Source organism: Nostoc sp. C052 (genome assembly GCF_013393905.1).
In the GTDB taxonomy this organism is placed as follows: Bacteria; Cyanobacteriota; Cyanobacteriia; order Cyanobacteriales; family Nostocaceae; genus Nostoc.
Genome location: NZ_CP040279.1, coordinates 66,303 through 89,205 on the forward strand (window position 1 = coordinate 66,303; position 22,903 = coordinate 89,205).

Genomic DNA, 22,903 nt, shown 5'->3' on the forward strand with positions numbered 1-22,903 from the left:
TAGATTTAGTGGCAAACAGTATTGTAGAATACAATTCTCCACAGGTAGCTATCGGGCTACCACACAGGTGACACCTAGCTACCTGTGGGGTGAAAAAATAGCGATTTTTTGTGATTTTTGATTTTCCACACAGGTAGTTATCTGGTAGCCCCACAGGTAGCTAGCGAGGAGCGATAAAATTGCTAAAAATTAGAAAATCAGCCGACTGAAAATAAACGTACTTACTAGGGTTATTTTGGCTATTCTTAATTTGCTAAAATCGCTTTGACTCAGAGTAGCTAAAAATACCTAATGATGCCCAAAAAATAATCTTACCAAAGACGTGAAGTATTTTTGAAAAGGCAAGATTAAAGTTATCAAGTATGGTGAATCGCATTTAAAAAGTTGGGGGTAGGTTTTGCACCCACTCCAAGGTGTTTAGAAAGCTGTGTTGGGAGTTTGGCAGCAGTCGGGCGATCGCTTGGCATAACCTCTGTAAGCGATTCTCCCCTACCCCTGCTATAGAAACCCAAAAGCCTAAGCTAATGAGCATTTAAGTTGCATAAATCCAAGGCTGAAGCCCTTACCACGAGCGAGTCAGTCTGGAAAATGAATGACTATTAGCTTATCTCTGGCGATCACACTCCCTACCCAATCTCCAATTCCTATTTTCCTCCTGGGCGATCGCACCTCTCCACTTTTGACACCACTTTTGAAAACTCAAATTTTCCCCGCAAATGCTTGATTAAAAAAGGTGATGTCTGCGACTGACACTCCTGCGGACGCTCGTACCTCTCTACGAGACGTTGCGCGAACGCTACCGCAATGCTTTCGCTTTCCACGTCGTTATCGGCATCGCGTGTCTTGTCCAATGAGCGTAGTTTACCGCCGTAGGCATCGCTTCATCGTCGGCTCAGACCCCGGCGAAAGTGACCCCAAATAGACCAAAGTAGGATGTTCAGTCAGTGGCGGGGGTGTTGTCAGAATCAAAGACGTGACAGTATTCTGCTGCATCACTTATCAGAACTATGATTCTCGCGGTTACTAGGGGATGTACAGTGACATATTAAATGCCGTTGAGACAAATTAGTGCCATCGAGTTAAACTTTACCCACATTAGGTTTGCAGATATTTGCGTTGATATAACTTGTAAGCTCCCGGTGCTACTTCTGGACTTAAAGCTAGAAATTGCAAGATTTACGTCTTCAATGACATTAATTTTACACAGCGACTATTAAAAAGTCACTGTACACCTTTGAATATGCCCAAATGCTGCACCTTGATCTCGATCCGGCAGCGATTGCGGCAGAGGTATTTCATATTGCTCATCAGCATCCTTCAACCTGGTCGTTTGACCACATCATTCGTCCGTTTGTAGAAAAGTGGTAGCTAAATTAGTGATCGCGCTTCATACCTCTATTGGCATTGCTTCCTGTCAACCGTCGGAAATTGCACTGGTGCATTTAGGGTTCTTTACCGATGGGTTTGGCATGAAGATTTCTAAACAAATATCAGAAATCGTCGAGCAAGTCATTGATGTCTATCTTAGACTCGACTTCAATCGGGCGATTACCAAGTTATTATCCACACAAGTTTTTCGATTAACTTTGTTGAGAGGAATATTATGACAACGTTACTGAATGAGATGATTGAAAAGCTGAAAACCAATGTGAAGGGGCATACGATTCTTCCCGACGATCCGCGTTATGACGAAGTTCGCGAAATCTGGAATGCGATGATTGATCGCCGGCCTGCTCTCATTGTCCAGTGTGCAGAAGCCTCGGACGTTTCCCATGTCATCAAATTTGCGCGCGCGAATGGGCTGAAAATATCAATCAGAGGCGCTGGGCATAATATCGCGGGGAATGCAGTGTGCGATCACGGCGTAATGATCGATCTTTCAACCATGAAGAATGTCCGCATTGATGCTCCCAAAAGGCGGGCATATGTCGAACCTGGTGCGACACTTGGGGATTTTGATCGAGCAGCACAGCTACATGGGTTAGCAACTCCAGTAGGAATTAATTCAACGACGGGTATCGCAGGTCTTACTCTAGGTGGCGGTTTTGGTTGGTTGACTCGTAAATACGGACTGACGATCGATAATCTCGTCTCTGCGGAACTAATCACAGCAGACGGCAATCAGATACGAACAAGCGAAAACGAAAACGCTGACCTTTTCTGGGCAATTCGAGGTGGCGGCGGTAATTTTGGTGTTGTCACTGAGTTTGAATTCAAGCTCCATCCTGTGGGGCCGGAAATATTGGCTGGGTTAATTGTTTTTCCGTTTAGCCAAGCTAAACAGGTACTGACAAAGTATCGGCAATTTGTTAAGTCAGCCCCTGAAGAACTCAATGTGTGGGTAGTTCTTCGCAAGGCTCCGCCATTGCCTTTTCTTCCTGAGAGTGTGCATGGTAAAGAGGTCATTATACTGCCTATCTTTTATGTAGGCGATATTGTAGAGGGTGAGAAACTGATCGAACCTCTGCGTAGTTTTGGCAATGCTTATGGAGAACACATCGGTGTTCAGCCCTACGTGGAATGGCAGCAAGCATTTGACCCCTTGCTAACAAAAGGTGCAAGGAACTACTGGAAATCTCATAATTTCACAGAGTTACGGGATGGAGCATTAGATGCGATCGCAGAATTCGCGGGCAAGTTACCCTCACCACAGTGCGAAATCTTCATCGGATTCATTGCTGGGGCATCCAACCGTGTCTCGGCGGATGCTATGGCATATTATCATCGAGATGCGAAGTTTGTACTTAATGTGCATGGACGATGGGATAATGCAGCGCACGATGAGAAATGCATTGCGTGGGCACGTGAGTTTTTCCAAGCTTCTGCAACCTATGCATCTGCTGGTGCCTATGTAAACTTCCTAACTGAAGAAGAGGGTGATCGGGTCGTAGCGGCTTATGGATCTAACTACAATCGCTTGGTACAGATCAAGAAGCGGTACGATCCTGAGAACATTTTCCATCTCAACCAGAACATCAAACCCTAAGTTAGCATTGTTTTTATGGGTCTTTGATATGCATATCAAAGACCATGCACACCGACCGCCGAGAGTTGATCGGTTGTGAAGCATAGGTTTCTAGTAGCGAGTGATAAGTACCGTTAGATGCAAGTAATCAGTCAGCAGGAGAAAATCTGAATGTCAGAGTATTACGCTACGGTACGTTAGCCACCTAGAACATGGAGCGCAGCACAAATGATCGACATCGCAACAAGTAAGGATTTCGAGGTGATCGCTGACCTGAATGTCGCAGCCTACGCGGAATTTGCATGGTGTCTTAAGCCCGGCTCTTGGAAAGTTATGCAGAAGAACCTGCGAAACATTGCAGAAAGAGCAGAGGCGGCAGAGTTCATGGTTTATCGTTCTGGCAACGACATCATCGGCTCGGTTGCTTACTGTCCTGCCGGGAAAGGCGATGCAGCAATTTTCAAACCTGATATGGCTTCGCTCCTGTTGTTAGCAGTTCATCCCCAGCATCGAGGTAAAGGTATTGCTAAAGCCTTAACCATAGAGTGCATTGCCAGGGCAAAAAACGACAAGGCCAGTTCAATCGGGCTTTTCACAAGTGAACTGATGCAGTCTGCACAACGCATTTATCGGGGCTTGGGTTTTCAGCAAGAGTTAGAGTTGCCTATGCGCTACGGCATTAGGTACTTTCGGTTTATTCTTCTATTAGCTTCTGATGCCATCGGGAGCTAACAACTGTGTTACAGCAGAGTGTACTAGGGGTTCAGCCGGGATAAGGGATCGCGCCTACTCGCAAGAGTGCGATGCCTGCGGTGTTCTCGTTGCCATCGCCAAAATTAAGAGGTTGCTAACTTCTCCCAAGCCCCCATGCCCTACTCCCAATACTTAATACCTCATAACCCATGACTGCCAACTATGCACCTTACCGCATCTATCCGGTTAGACATTTTTAATAACTAGTTTCATATAAATAACAGGTTGTTATGGCGTTGGTGGACTTGACTGGCAACTGCGTTGCCGCGTCTCCCGCGTCTTCTGTTTGCTGTGGTGGTGATCGCTATGGTAGCTGTGGCGTGGTGGCGTGGTATGGCGGCGTTGTCGCGTCTCCTGCGATGGCGTACACGCCCTTTCCGATGGCGATCGCTCCCATTCCTAACCTCAATTCTTATCCATTAGATTTTCAGCAATAACTTGAGTAATTGGCTTGAGCAAATCTATGGTTAGCAATGGCGTACCCGCCCGCCGTAGGCGATCGCCTACCAAACAGTTACACGATTCCCGCGATCCTTTTATTCCACTTGGTTACTAATGAAAATTTTTATACAAACTTTGGTAGTCACCACTGAAAACAATCGCATTTTGTATCAGATTTTGATACCGTAGTCGCGCTCTCTATATAAATAGAGATTAACCATCGTGACTAGCAAAATCATCGTGACTACCAGACCATGATTACCGAAATACCAAAATCTCCAATCTATTTTTTGAGTAATGGGCATTAGGCGTTAGGCATTGGTGATTTGCTTGCGATTTTCCCACTCCTGATATGCTTCTGTTACTTCTGGATCAGTGCCTAACCCTGTACTACTGCCTACCCTGCCTATGTGTTGGTGGCAGGTATACTCTGGGTTCTTACCGCGTTTGACAATTCCTTTTAGCCTAGCTTTTGGGTTCCTCTTGAAAATTGGCTCGTTAGCTTGCCATTTTGCGTATACATACCAATAAACCTCACCATCTTTTTTGTACTGCTTACGCACCTCATATTGATGAATCCATGCCCCAGGTACTGACATCGGTTCATTGACTAACTGCTGTCTGATTTCTTTTAGTTGGTGAAGCTTCTCTATGATTTCCTCTATGCGATCGCTCATGGCGGTAAGTGAAGTTATGCCTAATAAAAATTTTAGGGCATAACTCTTTATGACCCATCAGCGAAGACTCAGCCGCTAGGATTTTGAGAGGAGCTTGCAAACAAGCTGGGATAATCGGCGTGTCTACCGACAGCTTTAGAATGTCGGGAAATGGTTCTTAAACGACATCCACCTAAAAGCGTCTAGAGTATTGCATTCAGCCCAATAACGCCGTTTTAGTTTCTCCCTGCCTTAAAGCCTTCCCCACTTAGAAATTCTTCATTGATCAGCAACAGGATTTTATCTGTGTCCTTGCCTTTGTTGGCATAGCTAGCAGGGTTACTGGGATCTTTTTTATTCTCCATGCCGAACTTAGCATTATGGCTAATCACTTCATCCTTATGGGCTTCAATCCAATCGCGTACTAGTAACCCGTTACAGCCTGATAAATCTCTAAGTGCTTGGTTAGTAATTGCGAGGCGATCGCCCTCCCCAGTTGCCACAGTATCGTTATACAAACAGATAGCCTGATAAGACCTGCGGATTTTTTCTACAGCTGCTAAGGTTGCTTTGCTCCCCCAGACCTCGGCATCAGTCTTAGCTTGCCAGTCAATCTCTTCTTTGATGGGTGCAACCTTGGCAGGGATAGACTTGGCGGCGGGGGTGATCGCTTGCCCAAGAGTTACCTTGTTCACCACCTCAATAACTTTCTGTTCTAGCCAAGAATCTAATTCGGTGACATTTAGAGTAACTGTTTGGGGAAGATGTGCTGTGGGTTCCATTGCTGCTTTCTCCTCTGTCAATTGTTTGTTGGCTATATCTAATTGGTTATTGATGTCTTCTAACTGGTTATTACTTTGGCGTAACTCTTTAATCTCTGTTTCTAATTGGGCTAATTTTTGGTGTGCTGACTGTAATTGCTTTGCAGTGTCCAATCGGTTGTTAAATGACTCAAGCAAGTAGGTAATAGCTGATTGCTGGTTGGGTAAATTTAACTCCTCTTGCAAGTGGCGAATAGCTTCTAAATCTCTTGAACTAACCCGAACGTTTGAAAGTTTTTCTTTTGACGGAGCATCGGGGAAACCTACAGGCTTTGTAAGGTAATAGTCGGCATACCCCAAAGTGGTTACAAGATTTTGTAAATCTCGGTCGGTGGGAGCATCTTTAACAAAGTGTCCGGCTAACCTGGCAGCATGAAGCATTTTAGAACCGATCGCCCCAGTACAATCGCGCTCGGTAGCCAGTGCTAAATATGCGGCTCGTAATGCTTTGCAATTGTCTTGTTCTTCCCCATGTCGGAAATTTAGAATCGGTGCTTTATCTCCCTTGTCCCCAAAGTACCCACGCACAACCCGATTAAGTGAACCGTTGCGGCGGCTATCAATGGCGCGGTTTTGGGCTGAAAGGTCTGTAGGATTTTCGTTAGCCACCTCTGCCAACAGTGTTTTAGTTGTTGGTTCTTTTCTTAGCCAGTTCAAGCGCTCGATGACGTAACTAGCAGGGTAAAGGGTAGCGATGGGGAACACTGGCTTATCTCCCCGTTTTTTACCTTGACCAGTAAACATAACCTGATAGCTTTGACCTGACACAGGTGCAAACTTGGCACGGGCTAAAATTTCATGAGGACGGCGGCCAGTGGCAGCAATCAACCCTACTGCTACCTCATGGAGGTCTTGGGATTCTAGCAGCTTACCTGTTACTTCTAAATATTCGTCTGGGCTGATTTCTTGACCATTGTCAAGGCGATCGCTTACCCGTGTAGTTTCGTTACGCTCCTCCCAATCCTTCTTATCCAGACCACACAACAGCAAAACATAATGCTTTAACTCGTTTCCTGTAACGTTGCCTTGTGCATCATGCTTGGGTACAGAAGCGGCGTTTTTACCTTGCTCTAATGGCAGTAACTTAAATTTTTTATAGAAGCCAGCCCGACTCAACACAGTGCCTAAGCTTTTAATGCTGTAGCTGGTTTTAGTGTTAATAAACTCGTTAAAAGCTTCGCAGTGTGGCTTGATTTCCTCAAGGCTTTGTAAATCCTTGACCGCTTCAAAGAGTTTCTCTACTTGCTCCTGAACTGCTTTAGACATCTGACCGAATCCCTTTTATTTTTAAGCTGTTACTAATTTAACTAACAAGTTAGCTGATGTCAATAACTTGTGAAACATTTTTAACAGGTTATTGACATTAGTTAACAGGTTAAGCTAGGCTAATAACAGGTTGAACAAACCACAGAAAAAGCGGGCTACTAACCCGCAGCTTAAAAATAAAGGTGATCTCATGTTACTCACAATTGCTAAACCTCAACAATCCCAAGCAAAAGACGACTACTTTGATGGAGAATTCGACGCGGCGATTGGATTACCACCTAAAAGCCAGGATGGAGACTACTGGAGAGGGTATCTCGCCAAGGTGAACGAGACTGGTAGCACACCGTTCTAAAACCCAAAGGGAGGCTAACAACCTCCCTTAATTTTTGCTTACTAGGGGTTAACTCAAAAATATGCTTAGTGACTAAAGTCATGTTTAAGCAGTGACGTTTAGTATATGTATGTTTTTGATTATTCCGAATATATTGAGAATATTCAAATGAAGTAATACGAGGCACAAAGGATATATGAACCGCTTAAAATCTATTCTTCTTGGTGGCTTATTAGCATCTGTTTCAATTGCTGCTCTTTCCCAAAATGCTAATGCCAGTGTTGTGAATTTTAACCATGATCATTTAAATAGTAATACTATTGCTTTAAATAACGCTAAACTAATTCGTGAGCGTCAATTGCATGAACAGCAAGTTCGTGAACAAAAAGCTCGTGAATTACGTGAACGCCAAGTTCGTGAACAAAAAGCTCGTGAATTACGTGAACGCCAAGCTCGTGAACAAAAAGCTCGTGAATTACGTGAACGCCAAGCTCGTGAACAAAAAGCTCGTGAATTACGTGAGCGCCAAGCTCGTCTTCATCACTAAGATTTAATCACCTAGTTGCATATTTATTACTTGTTAATGGGGAGATTCCAAAGCTCCCCTTAAATTTTGGTTTTATGTTTTGCATCTTGCTTGATTAAGTTGGCTGTCTGGCTTATGAGAAAAACCTAACTTAGTTCCAGCGATCGCCCCAAGGGACAAAACCCCGATCATGCTGAAAATGATTAGCTTAATTGGCAAGTCACTAATACTAAAGATGTGTAGCGATCGCTTCTCAAATTCCCAGTTAACCATCATAAATTGCACTGGATTAAAATCAAACCACTCTTGACTTTTGATTAACTCAACATTGCATTGGCTAAATTGTTGATGTAATTCACCCTCTACATCTGCCATATCCTCTACATAAATAGTCTTGAGGATTTTCACGTTACAAGGTGGTTGATTCCTATGAAAGTTATCAAGTCGAGCTTCGGGATTACGAGATAACCCAATTTTGCAACGACGGAGGTAATAACCAGGAATTAGCCCGTGATAGCCCTCTGCTTCCATTAAATAGATAAATCCCGGCTCATGGTCATTTTTAGGCTGATAGATAATTGTCGTAATATCATCCAATTTCATATATTTATTTCCAAATTATTTTATTAGAAACTGTTATTTTTTTGCAGTTCAAACAGTAATATCTTTTATCCTTTCTTACGGTTAAATTTGCGTGACCACAGTGGGGACAATAAGGCTTTGTGTCACTTTGGCGGCTACCCCCTATAGTGGAAAATGACGCGGCAGACATCACCGTGTCAGTGCTTGCTATGCTTGGGTTTAAGGTATCGTGTGTCAATCTCGTGTAACCCGTGTCAGGGGACTTTGCAACTCTTGCCAGTCGCTTTGTCTCTTCTATCAATGAATAGTTGAAACTAACTTTATCGAGATTAGGTAAAAAATAAAGCTTAGGTGAACGAGAATCTACTACTAAGGCTACTCTTAATAATCTCGCATCATCGGTAACTAACTCATTCTTATGTTCGATGTATTCTTCGATAGCGTCTAAATTGCGAGTCAACTTAGCTAGGTTAGACTCGCTGTTTTTGCCCTTTCCGTAGGTATTTAGGTAATGTCTAATTTTGGAAATGCCAATGATGATTTCGGTAAAAAGTGACCGATCATCATTGGTAAAACCTGGGATTTGTTTGGTCATCACTGATTGACCCGACACAATCCAACCGATGTTATTGTGACCAAACTGTTTTAAAATCTTCTTAAGGTTTTCCCCTGCCTTGTATGGCTCACTGCAAGAATTCAGCGTGTTATCTAATTCATCCCATGCCCAAATTTGAAAGAAGTTAGCAGCGAATGTGGGGTTTTGAACTCGAAAATTTCCGTCGTCTAGGCAATCATCAAAGGATTTAATCGCGGCTGTGGTATCGCCATATTTAAGGAAATGCTCCAAAGGATAGTTGCTATCTTTGAGTGAAGCAACAGCACCAGGATAAGACACTGTAACCAGAGTATTAGGAACTTTCTCACCCTTGCCAGTATTGCCACGAGTACAACCAGCTTTCAGGATTTCGCTAATCATTACCGCAGTGGTTGGGGTTTTACCAACGCCCGGATCTGCAATCAGCCGATAGCGGATTGGGTGACTGACTACATAGTTGATAAATTCGTCAGGAGTCCCAACCATCAACTTAATTTCATCTGCTTTGATGGCTGGCCCCATACGGTAGCTGACCACAATACAATCGGTTATTTCCAGCTTGCGAACGCTTGTTATTTTGAATAGTCCCAGCTTTTTAGCCAGCGTGTCAGAATGCTTGCTGATTGCTTCTGCAATGGCTAAGGTATGCACAGACCGGGAATAGCCATAACCAATGTCTACAACGCCGTCAGGCTTCACCTGAAAGCCTTTAACGCTCAAAGCCAACCTGATATCAGTAAACAAAGTACGCGCTATTTCGTTGGCGATTTTCCCGTTGATATCAAAGCCAAAGTCACCATACACGGGTTCTATTAAATCACCTGCCAATTGTTGCTGTAGCTGACCTACGCGCTCGTTTAGTAGCTCGATTTGCTCTATATAGTTTTGGCGCTCATTGGCGATCGCTTCCCCAACCTCATCTAAATTTTCGTTGTAGCTACTTGCCAAACTTTTGATAATCTCGGCTTTACTTTGATGACCATGCGCTACCTTCTCACCCCAGTTTTGCAACCTTCTGAATAGCTGCATAGCTTCAGAGGTAATAGAATCGTGTTCATGATAAATCTTTTCTAATTCCTGTGACTTGGCAAGTTGAAAGCGTTTGTTAGCCTCCGCTTCTACTTGAGTTTTAAAGTTCAATTCCCATTGCTCAGTCTCACTTTCCAGATATTCAATACGCTGGGTATCTTTTTGAGTCTGTGTAGATAATTGATTTAACTTGGCTTGCAGTTGAGCAATGAGAGCTGTGCTTTCTAGTTTGTTATGACCTAACGAGTTGATGGTATTTCTCGCTTCTTTAAGTTCATCTTTCAAAGATTCTAGCTGGCTAGTAACAGTGGCTAACCTTGACTTGCTCCTTTCAAAATCCCTGATGATTTTATGCAGCGTTTGACCTGCTTGTTCATTCTTACTTTCGGCATGGGTTAATAGTCTTTGTGATTTAGTATCCGCGACTAGATAAGTAATAAAACTTGCTGGCAACGCCCCTATACCAAGCATAGAGATTAGTTTGGCTGTATCGTTGGTAAACCCTCCAGAAGCAAATGCCAAGCCAGTACAGAAGCCAAATACACCAAGTCCTAACCCGTGTATTGCTTTCATTGCTTCACCTCTATATAATCGCCTAACTGTGCCTTAAAGCTTGATAATTTCCCTTGAGACTCAACAGTTTTTAGCCGTGATTCCTCAGCTTTAATGGAGGCTTGCAACAGTTTTTGATTTAGTTCGTCTTTGCTATGAACGGAAATGCTTGTATCGGCAACCGTCTTCACTTGGTTGACATCTAAAACAACTGATTTTTGGGTAGTTACTTCTTTTTGATTAAGGTAATCCAAATAATTCCCCTTAACTTTCTCAATTTCAGTAGCTGCTTGAATGCCAGCACCAAAAGCCTTTGAGTGCTTACCAATAACAGTAAATTTCTCGCGTGTCAGGTCGAGCGCTGCCCCCGTAAGTTTCAATGCTCGTGTAGAACCTTCATAGATTTTCATACCTTTATCTAGCTGGCTTTGAGTTGCTTGTGGGAGAGTATCGTTTGGATTTAACGGATCTGAAATATGGTATTGATTGGGCTGGAATGGTGGCATCATTCCCGGTATTAAATCCGGCGTGACGGTCAACAATCCAGGAATACGGCTATCTATAGGAATGGCGGTAGATGTGGTAGGTGTGGCAGATACGGAGTTAGTGCTAGATGGTGAGTTGACTTTACCTCTTGCCAGCTTTTCTGCTACAGCTTGAGCCGCTGCTTTTGTAGTGTCGATTTTAGCCATTGTTCAAAAATTTTCTAGTGTTTAGTAGGGATTGGTACTTAATTTCTAATTGCCTAAATGCCTTGTCTATTTCGCTAAACTCAAGTGCTAATTCCTCATCTAAGTCATATTTCTTCAGGACTTTTTTTAGCTCTTTCTCATCCGTCTTTGCATTCTCAATTTGACTATTTAGTTCGTCCATATTGCTAATAAGAAATTGCAAACTTAAAAAAGCCAATCAGCGAACTTATCTGAATATGCGTCATGGCTTTGATATTTTTTAGCAAATTAGTTGAGCTTTGTGAGAGCTAGATATTCAACATCATCAATAGCCGCTAACACCTCATTTAGTGCTTGAACTGCGTCGCCTAACATCAAATCATTGTTAGTTGAAAAATATTCATGCTGTTGGATTTTCTGATAGTTAGCATCGCTCAAAACTACTTGTAAGGATGCTGAACAACCTTTCAGAATTGCTTTGATTTGTTCTGTATTCATGAGATAATTTTTCTGTAGTTTTCATCGGCGGAGACTGCATTCCATTTGCTATTCACAGGCGAGCGCTTACTTTGTCCGAGACAGCGATTGCTTTGTATTGCCACCGAAAATCATTCTGTAAAACCTTCAAACCGAGATACTTCTAACTCAGCATTAGCAGCCGATTCCAAGTAGTTGAAATATTGCTTAACGTCACCAAGAGCTACATCACAATCAAAACGCAAGCCTTTAAACTGTGGATGCTGGCGAATTTGCCCAAGTAATTCCTGAGCTTGAGCAACTAGCTCTGGTAAGGAATTACCGCTCATATTTACCTCTGATTCAATGCCGGAAATTGTAAAAGTCATGGCGTTAGTACTCTTTCTAATAACCAGTTAACAAAGTCGAGGGGAGATAACAGGATGTTGATCGCTCTCACGCGATTAGCTTTTTTCCCAGTTCGGTGATGATGCCTTCAATTTCTTGGGTCAGGTCAGTTTCATCTGGGGTAACTTCTGGCTTTTGCATTGCTTGTCCAGCCAAATCTCTAATCGCTCCCAAATATCCTTGCTTTTGGTGTTGCCAGTGCTGATTGATACTCTCTGTTAGTTCCGTATCTCGCACAGCCAAGTTATTTAGAATCAGTTGGTTCTTAACTTGGGCTATAGCGTCTACTGCTGCAATTTCTTCTGATGCCTGCCTAGTTAGCTGTTCAATCAGCGTCATTTGGGCGTTAGGGCTTGAGCCGGGGGTAGGGGCTGTTAGATGTTGCTGTTGCCCTTGTAGGGATAGGGCATTTTGTGGCTGTTCTGTAGCTGGCTCAGATGTTTGCTGTGTTAAATTTTGTGAATTTTCAGGTAACTCTGAGGTGCTAGCCACAGTTGGTAATTCTGGCTGAAAGTATGAGGCGATCGCTTCTAAATCTAATTCCGAAACTGCCTTTACAGTGTCGAAATCATCAGGGCGAACATGGCTTAAAGCCAGTCTCAAGCTCTGTTCCGTGGTCATATATCTTAAGCAAGCATCATGAATGCTTACTGTGTCTGCTGTTGGTGCTGTGGTTCTCTTCCGTGTTGCCATGATTTACGCTCCCTTTTGGATTTTTTGGATTTGCTGGAATGCTTGCTGATAGCGGTATCTAGAAAAATCATTCGGGTTTTTGGCGATATAGCCTTTGACGCGATCGCTGCGTCGGAGTTGAGCCATTAATCGCCCTACTCTCCCCAAAACCCATGCTTGATAGGGCGACAAGGGCGACTCGCGATCATGAGTGTTATCGGCTTTTTTGGGGTAGGCATCTCTGAAACTGGGGATTCTCCAGAAGGCTAAATTCTCCCAAGTGACCAAAGTCGAGCGGCTAACACCCAAGACCTCAGCTAAATATGTCTTGGTAGATGGGAAATCAAGGAATGAGTCTATGTCTGTAGAATGTTTGCTCCGTCTAGGTTTCATGGGTTTACTACAGTAATCAATGTGAATCAGATAGTAACTAGCTAGCAATCAGAATAAGTACACATCACAATGTCGCTCCTAATCGCTAAACCCCTTACTGTGTAAGTCGCTGGGGTACTCGTAGGACGCTAATTAGTGGCTTGTTGTTGATCGATTGCCTTAGATGCTATTATAACCCTAACCACGTTAATAACGCAATACACCCATTTGCCCTAATGACTTGATTTATCCTTAAGGGGATAATCAAAGGTATGTAAATGTGGTAAATCTGTTGTGACTGAAGAAAAACAAGTAACTTACAAAATGTTTCTACCTGAATCTATGAGGGCTAGATTCAAGTCAATCTGCGCTCTCAAAGGTGTAAGCATGAATGAGGTTTTGCTTGAGTTAGTAGAAACTTGGGTAACAGAAAACGAAGCCCACTCATCTAAAACTGATAGAGGCAAAGGAGCGGCATGAATGTAAAAACCATCAACCCTTTTGAATTACCATCACTGCCATTAGACAATTATTTACAATTGCCCAGCTATCAAGCTATTTACTTTGTCTTTAGTGAAGATGAGATTGCTTATATTGGCAAGACTAAGAACCTTACTCAAAGGTTGAAAGCGCACAATAGACGCAAACAGTTCACCAAAATGGGAGATAAAACCCGTATTGCATGGCTTGAGTGTAGCGATACGCAACTATTAGGACAGATAGAAACAGCTTTAATTAACTATTTCAAACCAAAGCTCAACGGAACAAATAATCCCGATGCCAGCGATAGATTGACTGTTTATTTCTCAGACGACACCACTCTTAAAAAAATTGAAGAATGGGCAAAAGAAGAAAATAGAAGTGCTACCAATCTTGTAGCTACTCTACTCGCTAAAGCAGTACAGGATAAAGATAAACAGGAGAAATCAGCATGACCCACGCACAGCCAGAGGACACAAGACAGCTGATTGAGAATCTAGCCAGACAGCAAGCTAATACTCAGCAACAACTAGACTCATTTATCGAAACTGCCACCAGTGTTTTAGCTCGTAGTGCTGTGCTGGACGGTGTGGTTTTGGAATTACGGGAAAGTACAGAAAATTTACAACACAATTTTGAACAGCATCAACGTAATTTTGAACAGCACCAACGTAACTTTGAGGAGCATCAACGGACTACAAATGCTGCATTGGCAAGCTTAGAAGCAATCTTAGTTCAGTTAGTTGGGCGTTTACCTTGAGATGCGATGCCTACGGTGAGCTATTCGGTTTCGCCAAAAGATAAAACGGGAGAATTGACAATGGTCAGCAGTCTTAAAGAACTAATTGATGAGCCAGAATTGGGTCATACCTCAGACCCAGAGGAAAGGTTTATCAGCAGTGGCGTAAGTTGGGAAAGCTATGAAGCGCTACTAGTCAAACTAGAAAACAACTCTCATTACCGTGTTACTTATTTAGATGGAATATTAGAGATAGTGTCGCCATCAATCAGGCATGAAAAAATCAAAACGAATTTAGGAATGCTGTTAGAGCGTTTCTTTTACAGCAAACGCATTCGTTTTGTACCTATGGGAAGTTCTACTTTTAGAAACAAAGCAAAAAAAGCAGGTGCCGAACCAGACGAATGTTACTGCATAGGTGAAGAGAAAAGTGTACCGGACTTAGCCATAGAAGTAGTTCTCACCAGTGGCAACATACATAAATTGGAAATCTACCGAAGATTAGGAGTTGCAGAAGTTTGGTTCTGGGAGAGAAACCAGTTTAAGCTATACCACCTACGGGACAATTCCCAGACTGAGCTTGCCACTATTTACCCTGATACTTATGGCTATGAGCTTAGGGCAGCAAGCGAAATACTGCCAGGGTTAGACATTTCCTTGCTAGAGCAATGCATTACAATTTCAGATTCAATTCAGGCTGTTGATGAATTTGAACAGGGGCTAAAAGCGGACAATGAGTGAAACAGATAGCGCCGCGATCGCTCTAATCTATCGTAGAGTTGAGCGATTTGAGGCGACCACAAATAGAACCTTGTCCAGTCAGACAGTACTTTTAGAAGAAGTTTTACGGATACTTAGCGATGCCTACGGCGGCAAGCTACGCAATGGCGGTACTGGTATATGAAGAGATTTCCAAAGTATGCGATCCCCTTACCAATAGTTTGTATTTTTGAGGACTACACAAAAGATATAAAATCTTAGCTTAATTCATCTAGAGTTCACAAAATAACTAGCAAAAAAAATGCTAGCTACACAGCCCTCAGCTTTTTGAGTGCGATCGCAGGGATTAAAAATTAATCAATCCACCACGGTAAGCAAAAGCAGCGCACAAAGAAACGTTTAGTAGACGTTTCAGCCCCCGGACTCTGCAACCAGCAAGTCTAATTAAATTTATAACTATTTCAAGCTTACCGACTAATCCCTACAATCTGCAAATTTAAAAGTTAAGGGGCTGTCCAAACCAACAAAGGACAACCCAATGAATAAACCCCTCACTTTTGACAGACAGGGGTTTGCGAATGAAAAGCCTAATATTCTAACGCAAACTTTCCCCAACAATCAAGAATCTCGAATTTCGGAATTATCAAACCATATAAGCGATCGCCGAACTAGCACCAAATATTTAAAAGCGGGTTGCTGTGACGTTGCTCTAAGACCATGCCCCGACCCGGATGAGTTACTGCGATCGCCTAACCTCAACTTAGAGGAGTCCTTTTACTTACAGCGATTAGTAAAGCTTGGCTGGTTTAGTGGTCAGGTGGCCGCCGTACTTCTCCAAATTGAAGCCAAGGTTGGAGGGGTGGCAGTATGAATCACAAAGGATTCGGCAAGATAGCCTCACCCCAAAAATCACTAAATCAAGAACTAAGGCAGGTTTTTAGAAAATTCAACAAGCGAGGTAAGCTCAGAAGTACCTCTTGGGCTTTGCATGAAGTCTCAAGACTTGAGTCCAGAGATGGAAAAGTCCATCAAGTTGTTGTAGCCGACAACCAAAATGACATGGCGCAAGGCGATGCCTGCTCTGGGCGTAGCCATCACCATGATAGCGAAATTCAAGCACTGGGTAATTATCAAGGATTCAAAGAGCCATCCGCACCTTATACTTTGCCAGCCAGAGAAGATTTTGAAGCAAGCCACTGGCAAGAGTGGGGTGAGAGTGGGATTGACAGTGAGATAGCGGCACTTAACTTCAAATCGCTGTCAGGGAATGCCGCTTTTGATTATCTCCTCTACTCCGATAAAATCAGCCGCCGCAACGATGGGCGGCTACGCGATGGGGATATGCGGCGATATGCTCACCTCTCTAATGGTGGTTGGTGGTGTAGCGGAATAAATATTATCACTGGTGAAGATTCCGATTGGGGATGCTTCAAGCCCAACACGCCAAGAATAGATGAGGGTAACAGCAAGGCAATTAAGTATGAGCATCCCCCCAAAGTTGACACAGAAATTTTTGCCTTACGGGTTCCCGCTCGGATTTGGGAATTAATTAGCCGCCGCTACGATGTGGCACTACCAGAAAATTACCAAAGTTTACCTTTTGGTGATTTTTGGCGATGGGTGAGAGAGAATACCCAAATTCCCATTATCATCTGCGAGGGTGCTAAAAAAGCAGCTGCAATCCTATCTTGTGGTTATGTCGCCATTGGTATACCCGGAGTATGGGGAGGCCGTCGCCAACCAAAGGATGAATATGGCGAAAATAACGGCGCACCGTACCTAATCCCACAGTTAGCCGCTTATGCTCAATCAGGCAGGCGAATTTATTTCTGTTTCGATGCCGATGTGAAGCGCACCACGGTTAGAAGCGTGAATGGTGCGATCGCTAAAACTGCCAAGCTTTTATCTTTGCGTGGCTGTGAAGTCCGAGTAATGGGGTGGCATTTGGCATTAGGCAAAGGGATTGATGATGTACTAGCTGCTTACGGCCGCGACCAATTTGATACTATTTACTGCGATGCTTTGAAATTAGATGAGTGGAACACCAAGCAACTAAGGCGGCTCACATACACCCCAGATTTGAACTTCAATCAGCGTTACTTGGGTGAGTTGGCTATTCCTTTGGGTAAGCAGCTAATAGGCTTGAAATCGCCAAAGAACACAGGTAAAACTCACTTGCTTCAGTGGCTAACTGACCCGATAATTCGCGCTGGTGAGAGGAGAGTGTTAGTAATTACCCATCGGGTGCAACTGGCAACCCAGCTTGTAAAAAAACTGGGATTACCTTTCATTACCGAAGTGAAGCAGACTGAGCAAGGCTCACATTTCGGAATGGGGTTAGTAATTGATAGCTTACATCCAAAAAGCCAAGCCAAATTTAACCCTGATGAGTGGAAAGGGTGCTGGTTGATTTTGGATGAAATCATGCAGCTAATCTGGCATTTGTTGAGCAGTTCGACTTGTCAGAGCGATCGCGTAGCCATCATCAAAAATTTCAAACGCCTGCTACAAAATGTTATTAATTATGGTGGGAAAATATTCATTGCCGATGCTGACTTAAACGATATTGGTATTGACTTTATCAAAGGACTAATTGGGCAAGAGATTGACACTTTTCTCGTGGAAAATACATTTCAGTTTGTAGAGCCTTGGCAGGTAAATTTAGTACAGGGTAATAATCCAGCACAATTAGTAAAAATCCTTACCCAAAAACTAGAGAATGGGGATAAGTGTTTTGTTGCTTTGTCTGGACAACGGGCTAGTTCTAAATGGGGTTCTCGCAATTTGGAGGCGTACTATAAAAAACTGCTGCCACACCTGAGAATTTTACGAATTGATTCTAAAAGTACAACTACTCTTGGTCATCCGGCTTTTGGCTGTACAGATGATTTGAATGAGGTAATTAAAAACTATGACCTCGTTCTAACTACCTCGACCATTGAGACTGGGGTATCAATTGAAGAAAAGCATTTTGATTATGTTTTTGGGATTTTTCAAGGCGTACAAACTACCGATGGTGTCAGACAGCATTTATCACGTTACCGCCCTCCAGTCCCTCGTTACATCTGGCTTAATCCAGTAGGCATCAATAGGGTAGGCAATGGCTCCAATAGTGTCAAGGCATTACTAGCAGGTGAGTACATCAAGAATAAAGCCAATATTAAAAAGCTCGTTGATTTGGGATTTGAGGAATCGATAGAAGGCAATTTTGAGAGCATTTGCATTAATACTTGGGCGAAGTTAGGGGCAATCATCAATGATGGGATGAATAGCTATGAATCGCAAATTATTAGTGATTTGAAATCTGAGGGACATATCATCTGTGAAGTGGGCGCAGATGAGTTACCCGAACCCGCAGAAGTAGAGACTACTAAGCAAGAAATTTACAAAAACTGCAAATCAGAATATGCGGGACACTGTGAAAACGTCACCACATCTGAAAGCATTACAGATGAACAGTTTTTGAAACTAGATAAACAGAATTGCAAAACTGAGTCCGAACAGTTAAAACACAGAAAAGGTGAGATTGAAAGGCGTTATAACGTGACCGTTACTCCCGAATTAGTAGAGAAAGATGATAAAAACTGGTATTCTATAATTCGACTAGATTACTACCTTGGCGTGGGTAGGGAATTTCTACCGGATAGAGAAATAAACGTCATGTCTACCGCTTTAAAAAATGGCGGTGGAGATTATTTCATTCCCGATACTAATAAAAGCTTTATTGGCAAAAAAATTGATGCTTTAGACTGGATTGGGTACAAAGAGCTTCGAGAAACGGACGGATTGAGCAACAATCACCCATTAGCACAAGCAGTATTTGAGAAAGCAAAAACTCATCAGTCCGATTTGAGCTTAATTCTTGGCGCTAAGAGTAATATGTTTGCAAAGCTAAATACTCCCATGCAAGTCTGTCAAAAACTAGCGTCTCTTACTGGGTATAAATTCCCCCGATTGCGGCGAGAGGGAACACGAGGCAACCAAGTCTGGATTTACGGTGTCGCCGCGCCAGACTTCCAAAAAGATGATGAGGGGAATCTGGTTTTTGTCGATGGTCGCGCTGTTCCCGTTAGCGATCGCCGAGAAGAAGTTTTCACGGCATGGGTAGAGCGCGATATCCTAGCCAGAGAAAAAGCCGCCAAAGCAAAACTAGAGGCACAAGTACAAGCAACAATTCCCAATTGCCAATTGTCAGCACTTGCAGAAACCGAAATTAATACGCTGACCACATTACAAGAACAGTACGCAGAGCAAAAAACACAGACCCTAACAGAAGAAGTTGAGTCAATAGTCATCACTCATAACTCAGGAAATCAGGCGATGGCTACGCCCAGAGCAAGCATCTCGGTTGAGTTACCAGTTGAAAATCATCAGGAATCCACAGAAGCGGTAATTGAAAAACTACTAAAAATTTCTAACTGGGGAGAAGTTGCGGTGAGCCAAGCCGAAATTAATGAAGTTTGGCCCCTACTCTCAGAAAACCAGCGATCGCATCTGTGGCAACTTCATCATGAATATCAGCAGCAATTGTCTTTAGAGGAATTGGCACAGCAGGCGATCGCTACACAAGCTGAAATTAAGGAAACGGGTTTTGGTTCCCACTTCCGAAGCTATGTTTTGAAAGCTGTTAGAGGGGGAATAGCGATCGCTCGGAAATGCTGGGGCGACAAGCAAGAATGCTCAATACCTTTAAATCAACTATTGCTAGCCAATTAAAATTGAATCAGAATAATGCACTGTTTACAGGTTTTTGGATTTTTGCGTACTCAAATATTCAAAAGTTTAAAATGTAAGTATTTAAAAGCCTGAGCATAGCTGGTACAGTAATAACATTCGCAGATGGTTAAGTTTTTGAGTACGCAAAAACTTAGAGATTTAACAATTCAAGTTTTCAGCATTTGAAAAACTCAATATTTGAGATATCACCATGATTATCACAGTTGCATCCTTCAAGGGAGGGGTGGGGAAAACCACAACAGCAGTTCATTTAGCTACTTACTTACAAGCCTTTGGCGAGACACTTCTTATTGACGGCGACCCAAACCGTTCTGCTAGCGGTTGGTCAAAACGTGGCGCTCTGCCCTTCAAAGTGATTGATGAGCGGCAAGCTGCAAAGTATGCGAAGAATTACCAGCACATTATCATTGACACCCAAGCAAGACCGGAACAGGAAGATTTAGAAGCACTTGTGGAAGGATGTGATTTACTTGTGCTTCCCACTACCCCGGATGCTTTATCACTTGATGCCCTGATGCAGACTGTTACTACTCTCAATTCGTTAGGTGCTGATAAATTTCGCATCCTTATTACTCGCGTTCCACCTAAACCCCGGCGAGATGGAGAAGAAGCAAGGGCAATGTTAACTGAGGCTGGATTACCTCTATTTAAGGGTAGTGTCCGTGATGCAGTTGCCTTTCAAAAAGCTGCGTTAGCTGGTGTACCAGTTAACAAAATTTCTGACCCACGCGCCAAAATTGCTTGGCGAGATTATCAAAGCATCGGTCAGGAGGTGATGAAGTGAGCAAATTCAAAGGTATTTTGGATGCAGCAAAGGGTCGTGAACCTGAACCGGAGCCAGAAAATCAAAGCCAGGAAACAGAAATTCAATTGCCAGAAGTTCAACAACCTGAAAAGGTAGAACTCAAGTCAGTTGCCCAATTGCAAACCGAACCGCCAAAACGGGGACGACCCAAAGCCAAACGCTCTGACCCTGACTATGAGCAGGTAACTGCTTACATTAAAAGAAATACTCACACAGCAGTCAAAATTGAACTGTTAAAGTCCAGTCAGAATGGCGAAAAGCGGGAGTTTAGCGAACTTGTTCAAGATTTGCTAGAGCAATGGCTAAATTTGCGTACCTGAAATTTCAGATATTCAAAAACTTGAAAAGTTAAATTTTTAGATATTTGAGTTTTTGACTATCTGACTTCAAGGCGATGCCTACGGCGGTAAACTACGCAGTCCAGTAAAAGCTGAATGTGGCGATGCTTGTTGGCAAGCAAGCCACTGCGCGTCTATGTATGGCTTGCACTGCTTCTCAAAATCCTTATTGAAAAATCCATCTGGGAGGTACTGCCCCTCCTATATCTGTGTTATCAGCACAGCGCCTCACTTTTCGGCTTCAGGTGGAAGGCGGAAGATGGAGGAATTGAACCCCCAGGTATTACCCTGCTCTAGTTTTCAAGACTAGTTGCCCTCCCTTGAGCAGCATCTTCCATATAAGGGGTGTCTGGCGGGACTTGAACCCGTTATGACTGGTTCCACAAACCAGCGCCGTGACCGCTTTGGCTTCAGACACCAAGAGTGGATTCGGTGAGGCTTGAACTCACACCCTCCTGTGTGCAAAACAGGCGCTCTCCCAATTAGAGCTACGAACCCATGAGCAGGAGTGGTAGGGGTCGAACCTACATTGCTCGATTTAGAAGATCGATGCCTTATCCATTAGGCAACACTCCCATAAATTGGTAGCCCTGGCAGGGATTGAACCTACGACTTCCTCTTTGTAAGAGAGGCACTCTCCCAACTGAGTTACAGGGCTAAAAGAGCGATTGACGAGACTCGAACTCGTACCGTGAGTTTGGAAGACTCTGATGCTGCCATTACACCACAATCGCATTGAAGCTGATGATAGGAGTTGAACCTACAACCTACTGTTTACAAGACAGTTGCTCTGCCATGTTGAGCTACACCAGCATTTGGTAGCGGAGCCGGGATTTGAACCCGGTATGTGAAGGCTTATGAGACCCCAGAGCGCACCATAGCTCTATCTCCGCGATACCCCTGACTGGATTTGAACCAGCAACTTCCAAATTTTAAGTTTGGCACCTCTTCCACTTGGGTTACAGGGGTAAGTTTTGGTGGGCGCTACAGGGGTCGAACCTGTGTCAGCCTGATTAAGAGTCAGGAGCATAACCGTTCTGCCAAACGCCCAAGAGTTGGTGGGTCGCCCAGGGGTTGAACCTGGATGAATCCGCTTAAAAGGCGGCTGCATACCCGCTCTGCCAACGACCCAATTTAGTACCCTTGGTGGGAGTCGAACCCACAAAATCTGGTTTCTAAGACCAGCACGTTTGCCAGTTTCGTCACAAGGGCAAATGGTCGGGATGGTAGGATTTGAACCTACAACCTTCAGCTCCCAAAGCTGCCGCGCTACCAAGTTGCGCCACATCCCGTTGGTACTCCTGACGGGAGTTGAACCCGTACATAGACTGTTTTTGAGACAGCCACCTCTTCCAATTGGGCTACAGGAGTATATATAAGCTGGGAAGGAAGGAATCGAACCCTCAAACTTCGCATTCAAAGTGCGACGGCTTTGCCTGTTTGCCTACTTCCCAATAAATGGCTGCCCCAGTAGGATTTGAACCTACAACCCCCGCGTTAACAGCGCGTCGCTCTGCCATTGAGCTATGGGGCAATGTGCCAGTCCCCCAGATCCGGATTGAACGGATGACCTCCTGTTCTTCAGACAGGCGCTACTACCAACTGAGCTACCAGGGGGTAAGGCGAGAACGGAAGGACTTGAACCTTCACTTTTCAGTTTCGTAGACTGATGTGTTATCCAGTTACACCACGTTCTCATAAGGCGGAGAGAGAGGGAGTTGAACCCACAGTGAGATGATGAATCTCACAACTGTTTAGCAAACAGCTTGCCCTGCCGATAGCAATCTCTCCAGAATGGGACGGGCTGGAATTGAACCAGCAACGCAAACGCGGCGGTTTTACAGACCGTTGCCCACACCAGTAGGCGAGCCGACCCATGAATTTGGTAGTGCAGACGGGACTTGAACCCGCTAATTACACGCTTGAAAGACGTGCCGCTCGGCCACTTCGCTTCTGCACCATGTATGCCATGTAAGTTGAAAAAGCTG

General features: G+C 43.7%; 29 protein-coding genes and 21 tRNA genes. 17 read left to right on the forward strand and 33 right to left on the reverse strand.

Annotated features, from left to right (window positions below):
• Positions 1-376: 376 nt before the first annotated feature.
• The gene (locus tag FD723_RS41455; protein WP_179070979.1) at positions 377-532 is read right to left on the reverse strand and encodes a hypothetical protein; all 156 of its coding nucleotides are present in this window, start codon (positions 530-532) and stop codon (positions 377-379) included.
• Between the two features lie 60 nt (positions 533-592).
• Here FD723_RS41455 and FD723_RS43825 point away from each other — a divergent pair, with 60 nt between their 5' ends.
• From FD723_RS43825 to FD723_RS41480, 6 genes are all read left to right on the forward strand, one after another.
• Positions 593-724, forward strand: a complete 132-nt coding sequence (locus tag FD723_RS43825; RefSeq protein ID WP_256875460.1) for a hypothetical protein — start codon at positions 593-595, stop codon at positions 722-724.
• A 12-nt stretch (positions 725-736) separates the two neighbouring features.
• Complete coding sequence (locus tag FD723_RS41460; RefSeq protein WP_179070980.1) at positions 737-922, forward strand: hypothetical protein; 186 nt, start codon at positions 737-739, stop codon at positions 920-922.
• A 439-nt stretch (positions 923-1,361) separates the two neighbouring features.
• Positions 1,362-1,607, forward strand: a complete 246-nt coding sequence (locus FD723_RS41465; RefSeq protein WP_179070981.1) for a hypothetical protein — start codon at positions 1,362-1,364, stop codon at positions 1,605-1,607.
• Positions 1,604-2,986, forward strand: a complete 1,383-nt coding sequence (locus FD723_RS41470) for an FAD-binding oxidoreductase (protein WP_179070982.1) — start codon at positions 1,604-1,606, stop codon at positions 2,984-2,986. Before FD723_RS41465 ends, FD723_RS41470 begins: the two co-directional genes overlap by 4 nt.
• A 207-nt stretch (positions 2,987-3,193) precedes the next feature.
• Positions 3,194-3,697, forward strand: a complete 504-nt coding sequence (locus tag FD723_RS41475; protein WP_179070983.1) for a GNAT family N-acetyltransferase — start codon at positions 3,194-3,196, stop codon at positions 3,695-3,697.
• A 251-nt stretch (positions 3,698-3,948) separates the two neighbouring features.
• Entirely contained in the window at positions 3,949-4,155 is a 207-nt protein-coding gene (locus tag FD723_RS41480; RefSeq protein ID WP_179070984.1) for a hypothetical protein, read from the forward strand.
• 174 nt (positions 4,156-4,329) lie between these two features.
• Here the strand turns inward: FD723_RS41480 and FD723_RS43830 are convergent, their stop codons facing one another.
• The 3 genes from FD723_RS43830 to FD723_RS41490 all read right to left on the reverse strand — a co-directional run bounded on the left by FD723_RS43830 (position 4,330) and on the right by FD723_RS41490 (position 6,902).
• On the reverse strand, positions 4,330-4,464 hold the full coding sequence (locus FD723_RS43830) for a hypothetical protein (RefSeq protein WP_256875461.1): 135 nt from the start codon (positions 4,462-4,464) through the stop codon (positions 4,330-4,332).
• Positions 4,465-4,470: 6 nt separating this feature from the next.
• Positions 4,471-4,836 (reverse strand): hypothetical protein, encoded by a 366-nt coding sequence (locus tag FD723_RS41485; protein ID WP_179070985.1) that lies wholly within the window; start codon positions 4,834-4,836, stop codon positions 4,471-4,473.
• A gap of 215 nt (positions 4,837-5,051) precedes the next feature.
• A complete protein-coding gene (locus FD723_RS41490) occupies positions 5,052-6,902 on the reverse strand; it encodes a protelomerase family protein (RefSeq protein ID WP_179070986.1) in 1,851 nt (616 codons plus the stop codon).
• Between the two features lie 190 nt (positions 6,903-7,092).
• Here FD723_RS41490 and FD723_RS41495 point away from each other — a divergent pair, with 190 nt between their 5' ends.
• Together FD723_RS41495 and FD723_RS41500 are read left to right on the forward strand one after the other, a co-directional pair.
• Positions 7,093-7,254, forward strand: a complete 162-nt coding sequence (locus FD723_RS41495) for a hypothetical protein (protein WP_179070987.1) — start codon at positions 7,093-7,095, stop codon at positions 7,252-7,254.
• 175 nt (positions 7,255-7,429) lie between these two features.
• Entirely contained in the window at positions 7,430-7,780 is a 351-nt protein-coding gene (locus FD723_RS41500) for a hypothetical protein (RefSeq protein ID WP_179070988.1), read from the forward strand.
• 72 nt (positions 7,781-7,852) lie between these two features.
• Here FD723_RS41500 and FD723_RS41505 read toward each other — a convergent pair whose 3' ends face one another.
• From FD723_RS41505 to FD723_RS41540, 8 genes are all read right to left on the reverse strand, one after another.
• Positions 7,853-8,362, reverse strand: coding sequence for a GIY-YIG nuclease family protein (locus tag FD723_RS41505; RefSeq protein WP_256875462.1), 510 nt, complete (start codon positions 8,360-8,362; stop codon positions 7,853-7,855).
• Between the two features lie 4 nt (positions 8,363-8,366).
• Positions 8,367-10,538 (reverse strand): hypothetical protein, encoded by a 2,172-nt coding sequence (locus FD723_RS41510; RefSeq protein WP_179070989.1) that lies wholly within the window; start codon positions 10,536-10,538, stop codon positions 8,367-8,369.
• Complete coding sequence (locus tag FD723_RS41515; RefSeq protein WP_179070990.1) at positions 10,535-11,209, reverse strand: hypothetical protein; 675 nt, start codon at positions 11,207-11,209, stop codon at positions 10,535-10,537. Before FD723_RS41515 ends, FD723_RS41510 begins: the two co-directional genes overlap by 4 nt.
• On the reverse strand, positions 11,202-11,390 hold the full coding sequence (locus FD723_RS41520; protein WP_179070991.1) for a hypothetical protein: 189 nt from the start codon (positions 11,388-11,390) through the stop codon (positions 11,202-11,204). The genes FD723_RS41515 and FD723_RS41520 overlap by 8 nt, the downstream gene beginning before the upstream one ends.
• Positions 11,391-11,476: 86 nt before the next feature.
• Entirely contained in the window at positions 11,477-11,686 is a 210-nt protein-coding gene (locus FD723_RS41525) for a hypothetical protein (RefSeq protein WP_179070992.1), read from the reverse strand.
• 110 nt (positions 11,687-11,796) lie between these two features.
• Positions 11,797-12,033, reverse strand: coding sequence for a hypothetical protein (locus FD723_RS41530; protein WP_242059342.1), 237 nt, complete (start codon positions 12,031-12,033; stop codon positions 11,797-11,799).
• Between the two features lie 67 nt (positions 12,034-12,100).
• The gene (locus FD723_RS41535) at positions 12,101-12,745 is read right to left on the reverse strand and encodes a hypothetical protein (protein ID WP_179070993.1); all 645 of its coding nucleotides are present in this window, start codon (positions 12,743-12,745) and stop codon (positions 12,101-12,103) included.
• A gap of 3 nt (positions 12,746-12,748) precedes the next feature.
• Entirely contained in the window at positions 12,749-13,117 is a 369-nt protein-coding gene (locus FD723_RS41540) for a hypothetical protein (protein WP_069068061.1), read from the reverse strand.
• Between the two features lie 273 nt (positions 13,118-13,390).
• Between FD723_RS41540 and FD723_RS41545 the strand changes: the two genes are divergently transcribed.
• From FD723_RS41545 to FD723_RS41585, 9 genes are all read left to right on the forward strand, one after another.
• Positions 13,391-13,576 (forward strand): plasmid partition protein ParG, encoded by a 186-nt coding sequence (locus FD723_RS41545; RefSeq protein WP_256874782.1) that lies wholly within the window; start codon positions 13,391-13,393, stop codon positions 13,574-13,576.
• Positions 13,573-14,031 carry a GIY-YIG nuclease family protein gene (locus FD723_RS41550; protein WP_179070994.1) on the forward strand — a complete coding sequence of 153 codons (459 nt, stop codon included), beginning with the start codon at positions 13,573-13,575 and terminating at the stop codon, positions 14,029-14,031. Before FD723_RS41545 ends, FD723_RS41550 begins: the two co-directional genes overlap by 4 nt.
• Positions 14,028-14,336, forward strand: coding sequence for a hypothetical protein (locus tag FD723_RS41555; RefSeq protein ID WP_179070995.1), 309 nt, complete (start codon positions 14,028-14,030; stop codon positions 14,334-14,336). The genes FD723_RS41550 and FD723_RS41555 overlap by 4 nt, the downstream gene beginning before the upstream one ends.
• 60 nt (positions 14,337-14,396) lie before the next feature.
• Entirely contained in the window at positions 14,397-15,056 is a 660-nt protein-coding gene (locus FD723_RS41560; RefSeq protein WP_179070996.1) for a Uma2 family endonuclease, read from the forward strand.
• The gene (locus tag FD723_RS41565; RefSeq protein ID WP_179070997.1) at positions 15,049-15,219 is read left to right on the forward strand and encodes a hypothetical protein; all 171 of its coding nucleotides are present in this window, start codon (positions 15,049-15,051) and stop codon (positions 15,217-15,219) included. The genes FD723_RS41560 and FD723_RS41565 overlap by 8 nt, the downstream gene beginning before the upstream one ends.
• Before the next feature lie 354 nt (positions 15,220-15,573).
• The gene (locus FD723_RS41570; protein WP_179070998.1) at positions 15,574-15,906 is read left to right on the forward strand and encodes a hypothetical protein; all 333 of its coding nucleotides are present in this window, start codon (positions 15,574-15,576) and stop codon (positions 15,904-15,906) included.
• Positions 15,903-19,751 (forward strand): plasmid replication protein, CyRepA1 family, encoded by a 3,849-nt coding sequence (locus FD723_RS41575; RefSeq protein WP_179070999.1) that lies wholly within the window; start codon positions 15,903-15,905, stop codon positions 19,749-19,751. The genes FD723_RS41570 and FD723_RS41575 overlap by 4 nt, the downstream gene beginning before the upstream one ends.
• A gap of 211 nt (positions 19,752-19,962) precedes the next feature.
• The gene (locus FD723_RS41580) at positions 19,963-20,556 is read left to right on the forward strand and encodes a ParA family protein (RefSeq protein ID WP_100904365.1); all 594 of its coding nucleotides are present in this window, start codon (positions 19,963-19,965) and stop codon (positions 20,554-20,556) included.
• Positions 20,553-20,897, forward strand: coding sequence for a hypothetical protein (locus FD723_RS41585; RefSeq protein WP_179071000.1), 345 nt, complete (start codon positions 20,553-20,555; stop codon positions 20,895-20,897). The genes FD723_RS41580 and FD723_RS41585 overlap by 4 nt, the downstream gene beginning before the upstream one ends.
• A 271-nt stretch (positions 20,898-21,168) precedes the next feature.
• On the opposite strand, the gene FD723_RS41590 is transcribed toward FD723_RS41585, so the two are convergent.
• From FD723_RS41590 to FD723_RS41690, 21 genes are all read right to left on the reverse strand, one after another.
• Positions 21,169-21,251 (reverse strand) — tRNA-Ser (locus FD723_RS41590).
• An 8-nt stretch (positions 21,252-21,259) separates the two neighbouring features.
• Positions 21,260-21,333 (reverse strand) — tRNA-His (locus tag FD723_RS41595).
• A gap of 6 nt (positions 21,334-21,339) precedes the next feature.
• Positions 21,340-21,413, reverse strand: a tRNA-Ala gene (locus FD723_RS41600).
• Between the two features lie 5 nt (positions 21,414-21,418).
• Positions 21,419-21,491, reverse strand: a tRNA-Arg gene (locus FD723_RS41605).
• 6 nt (positions 21,492-21,497) lie between these two features.
• A tRNA-Val gene (locus FD723_RS41610) sits at positions 21,498-21,573 on the reverse strand.
• A 5-nt stretch (positions 21,574-21,578) separates the two neighbouring features.
• A tRNA-Gly gene (locus FD723_RS41615) sits at positions 21,579-21,649 on the reverse strand.
• 5 nt (positions 21,650-21,654) lie between these two features.
• Positions 21,655-21,728: transfer RNA gene (locus FD723_RS41620), tRNA-Thr, on the reverse strand.
• A gap of 3 nt (positions 21,729-21,731) precedes the next feature.
• Positions 21,732-21,809 (reverse strand) — tRNA-Met (locus FD723_RS41625).
• A gap of 1 nt (position 21,810) precedes the next feature.
• Positions 21,811-21,884 (reverse strand) — tRNA-Leu (locus FD723_RS41630).
• A 6-nt stretch (positions 21,885-21,890) separates the two neighbouring features.
• Positions 21,891-21,965 (reverse strand) — tRNA-Lys (locus tag FD723_RS41635).
• Between the two features lie 6 nt (positions 21,966-21,971).
• Positions 21,972-22,046, reverse strand: a tRNA-Lys gene (locus tag FD723_RS41640).
• A gap of 7 nt (positions 22,047-22,053) precedes the next feature.
• Positions 22,054-22,127: transfer RNA gene (locus FD723_RS41645), tRNA-Leu, on the reverse strand.
• A gap of 3 nt (positions 22,128-22,130) precedes the next feature.
• Positions 22,131-22,207, reverse strand: a tRNA-Pro gene (locus tag FD723_RS41650).
• 1 nt (position 22,208) lies between these two features.
• Positions 22,209-22,286 (reverse strand) — tRNA-Leu (locus FD723_RS41655).
• A 9-nt stretch (positions 22,287-22,295) separates the two neighbouring features.
• Positions 22,296-22,369 (reverse strand) — tRNA-Gln (locus FD723_RS41660).
• A 5-nt stretch (positions 22,370-22,374) separates the two neighbouring features.
• Positions 22,375-22,449, reverse strand: a tRNA-Asn gene (locus tag FD723_RS41665).
• 9 nt (positions 22,450-22,458) lie between these two features.
• Positions 22,459-22,532 (reverse strand) — tRNA-Phe (locus FD723_RS41670).
• A 6-nt stretch (positions 22,533-22,538) separates the two neighbouring features.
• A tRNA-Arg gene (locus tag FD723_RS41675) sits at positions 22,539-22,612 on the reverse strand.
• A gap of 6 nt (positions 22,613-22,618) precedes the next feature.
• A tRNA-Ser gene (locus tag FD723_RS41680) sits at positions 22,619-22,706 on the reverse strand.
• A gap of 4 nt (positions 22,707-22,710) precedes the next feature.
• A tRNA-Tyr gene (locus FD723_RS41685) sits at positions 22,711-22,791 on the reverse strand.
• Between the two features lie 7 nt (positions 22,792-22,798).
• Positions 22,799-22,875, reverse strand: a tRNA-Glu gene (locus FD723_RS41690).
• Positions 22,876-22,903: the final 28 nt, after the last annotated feature.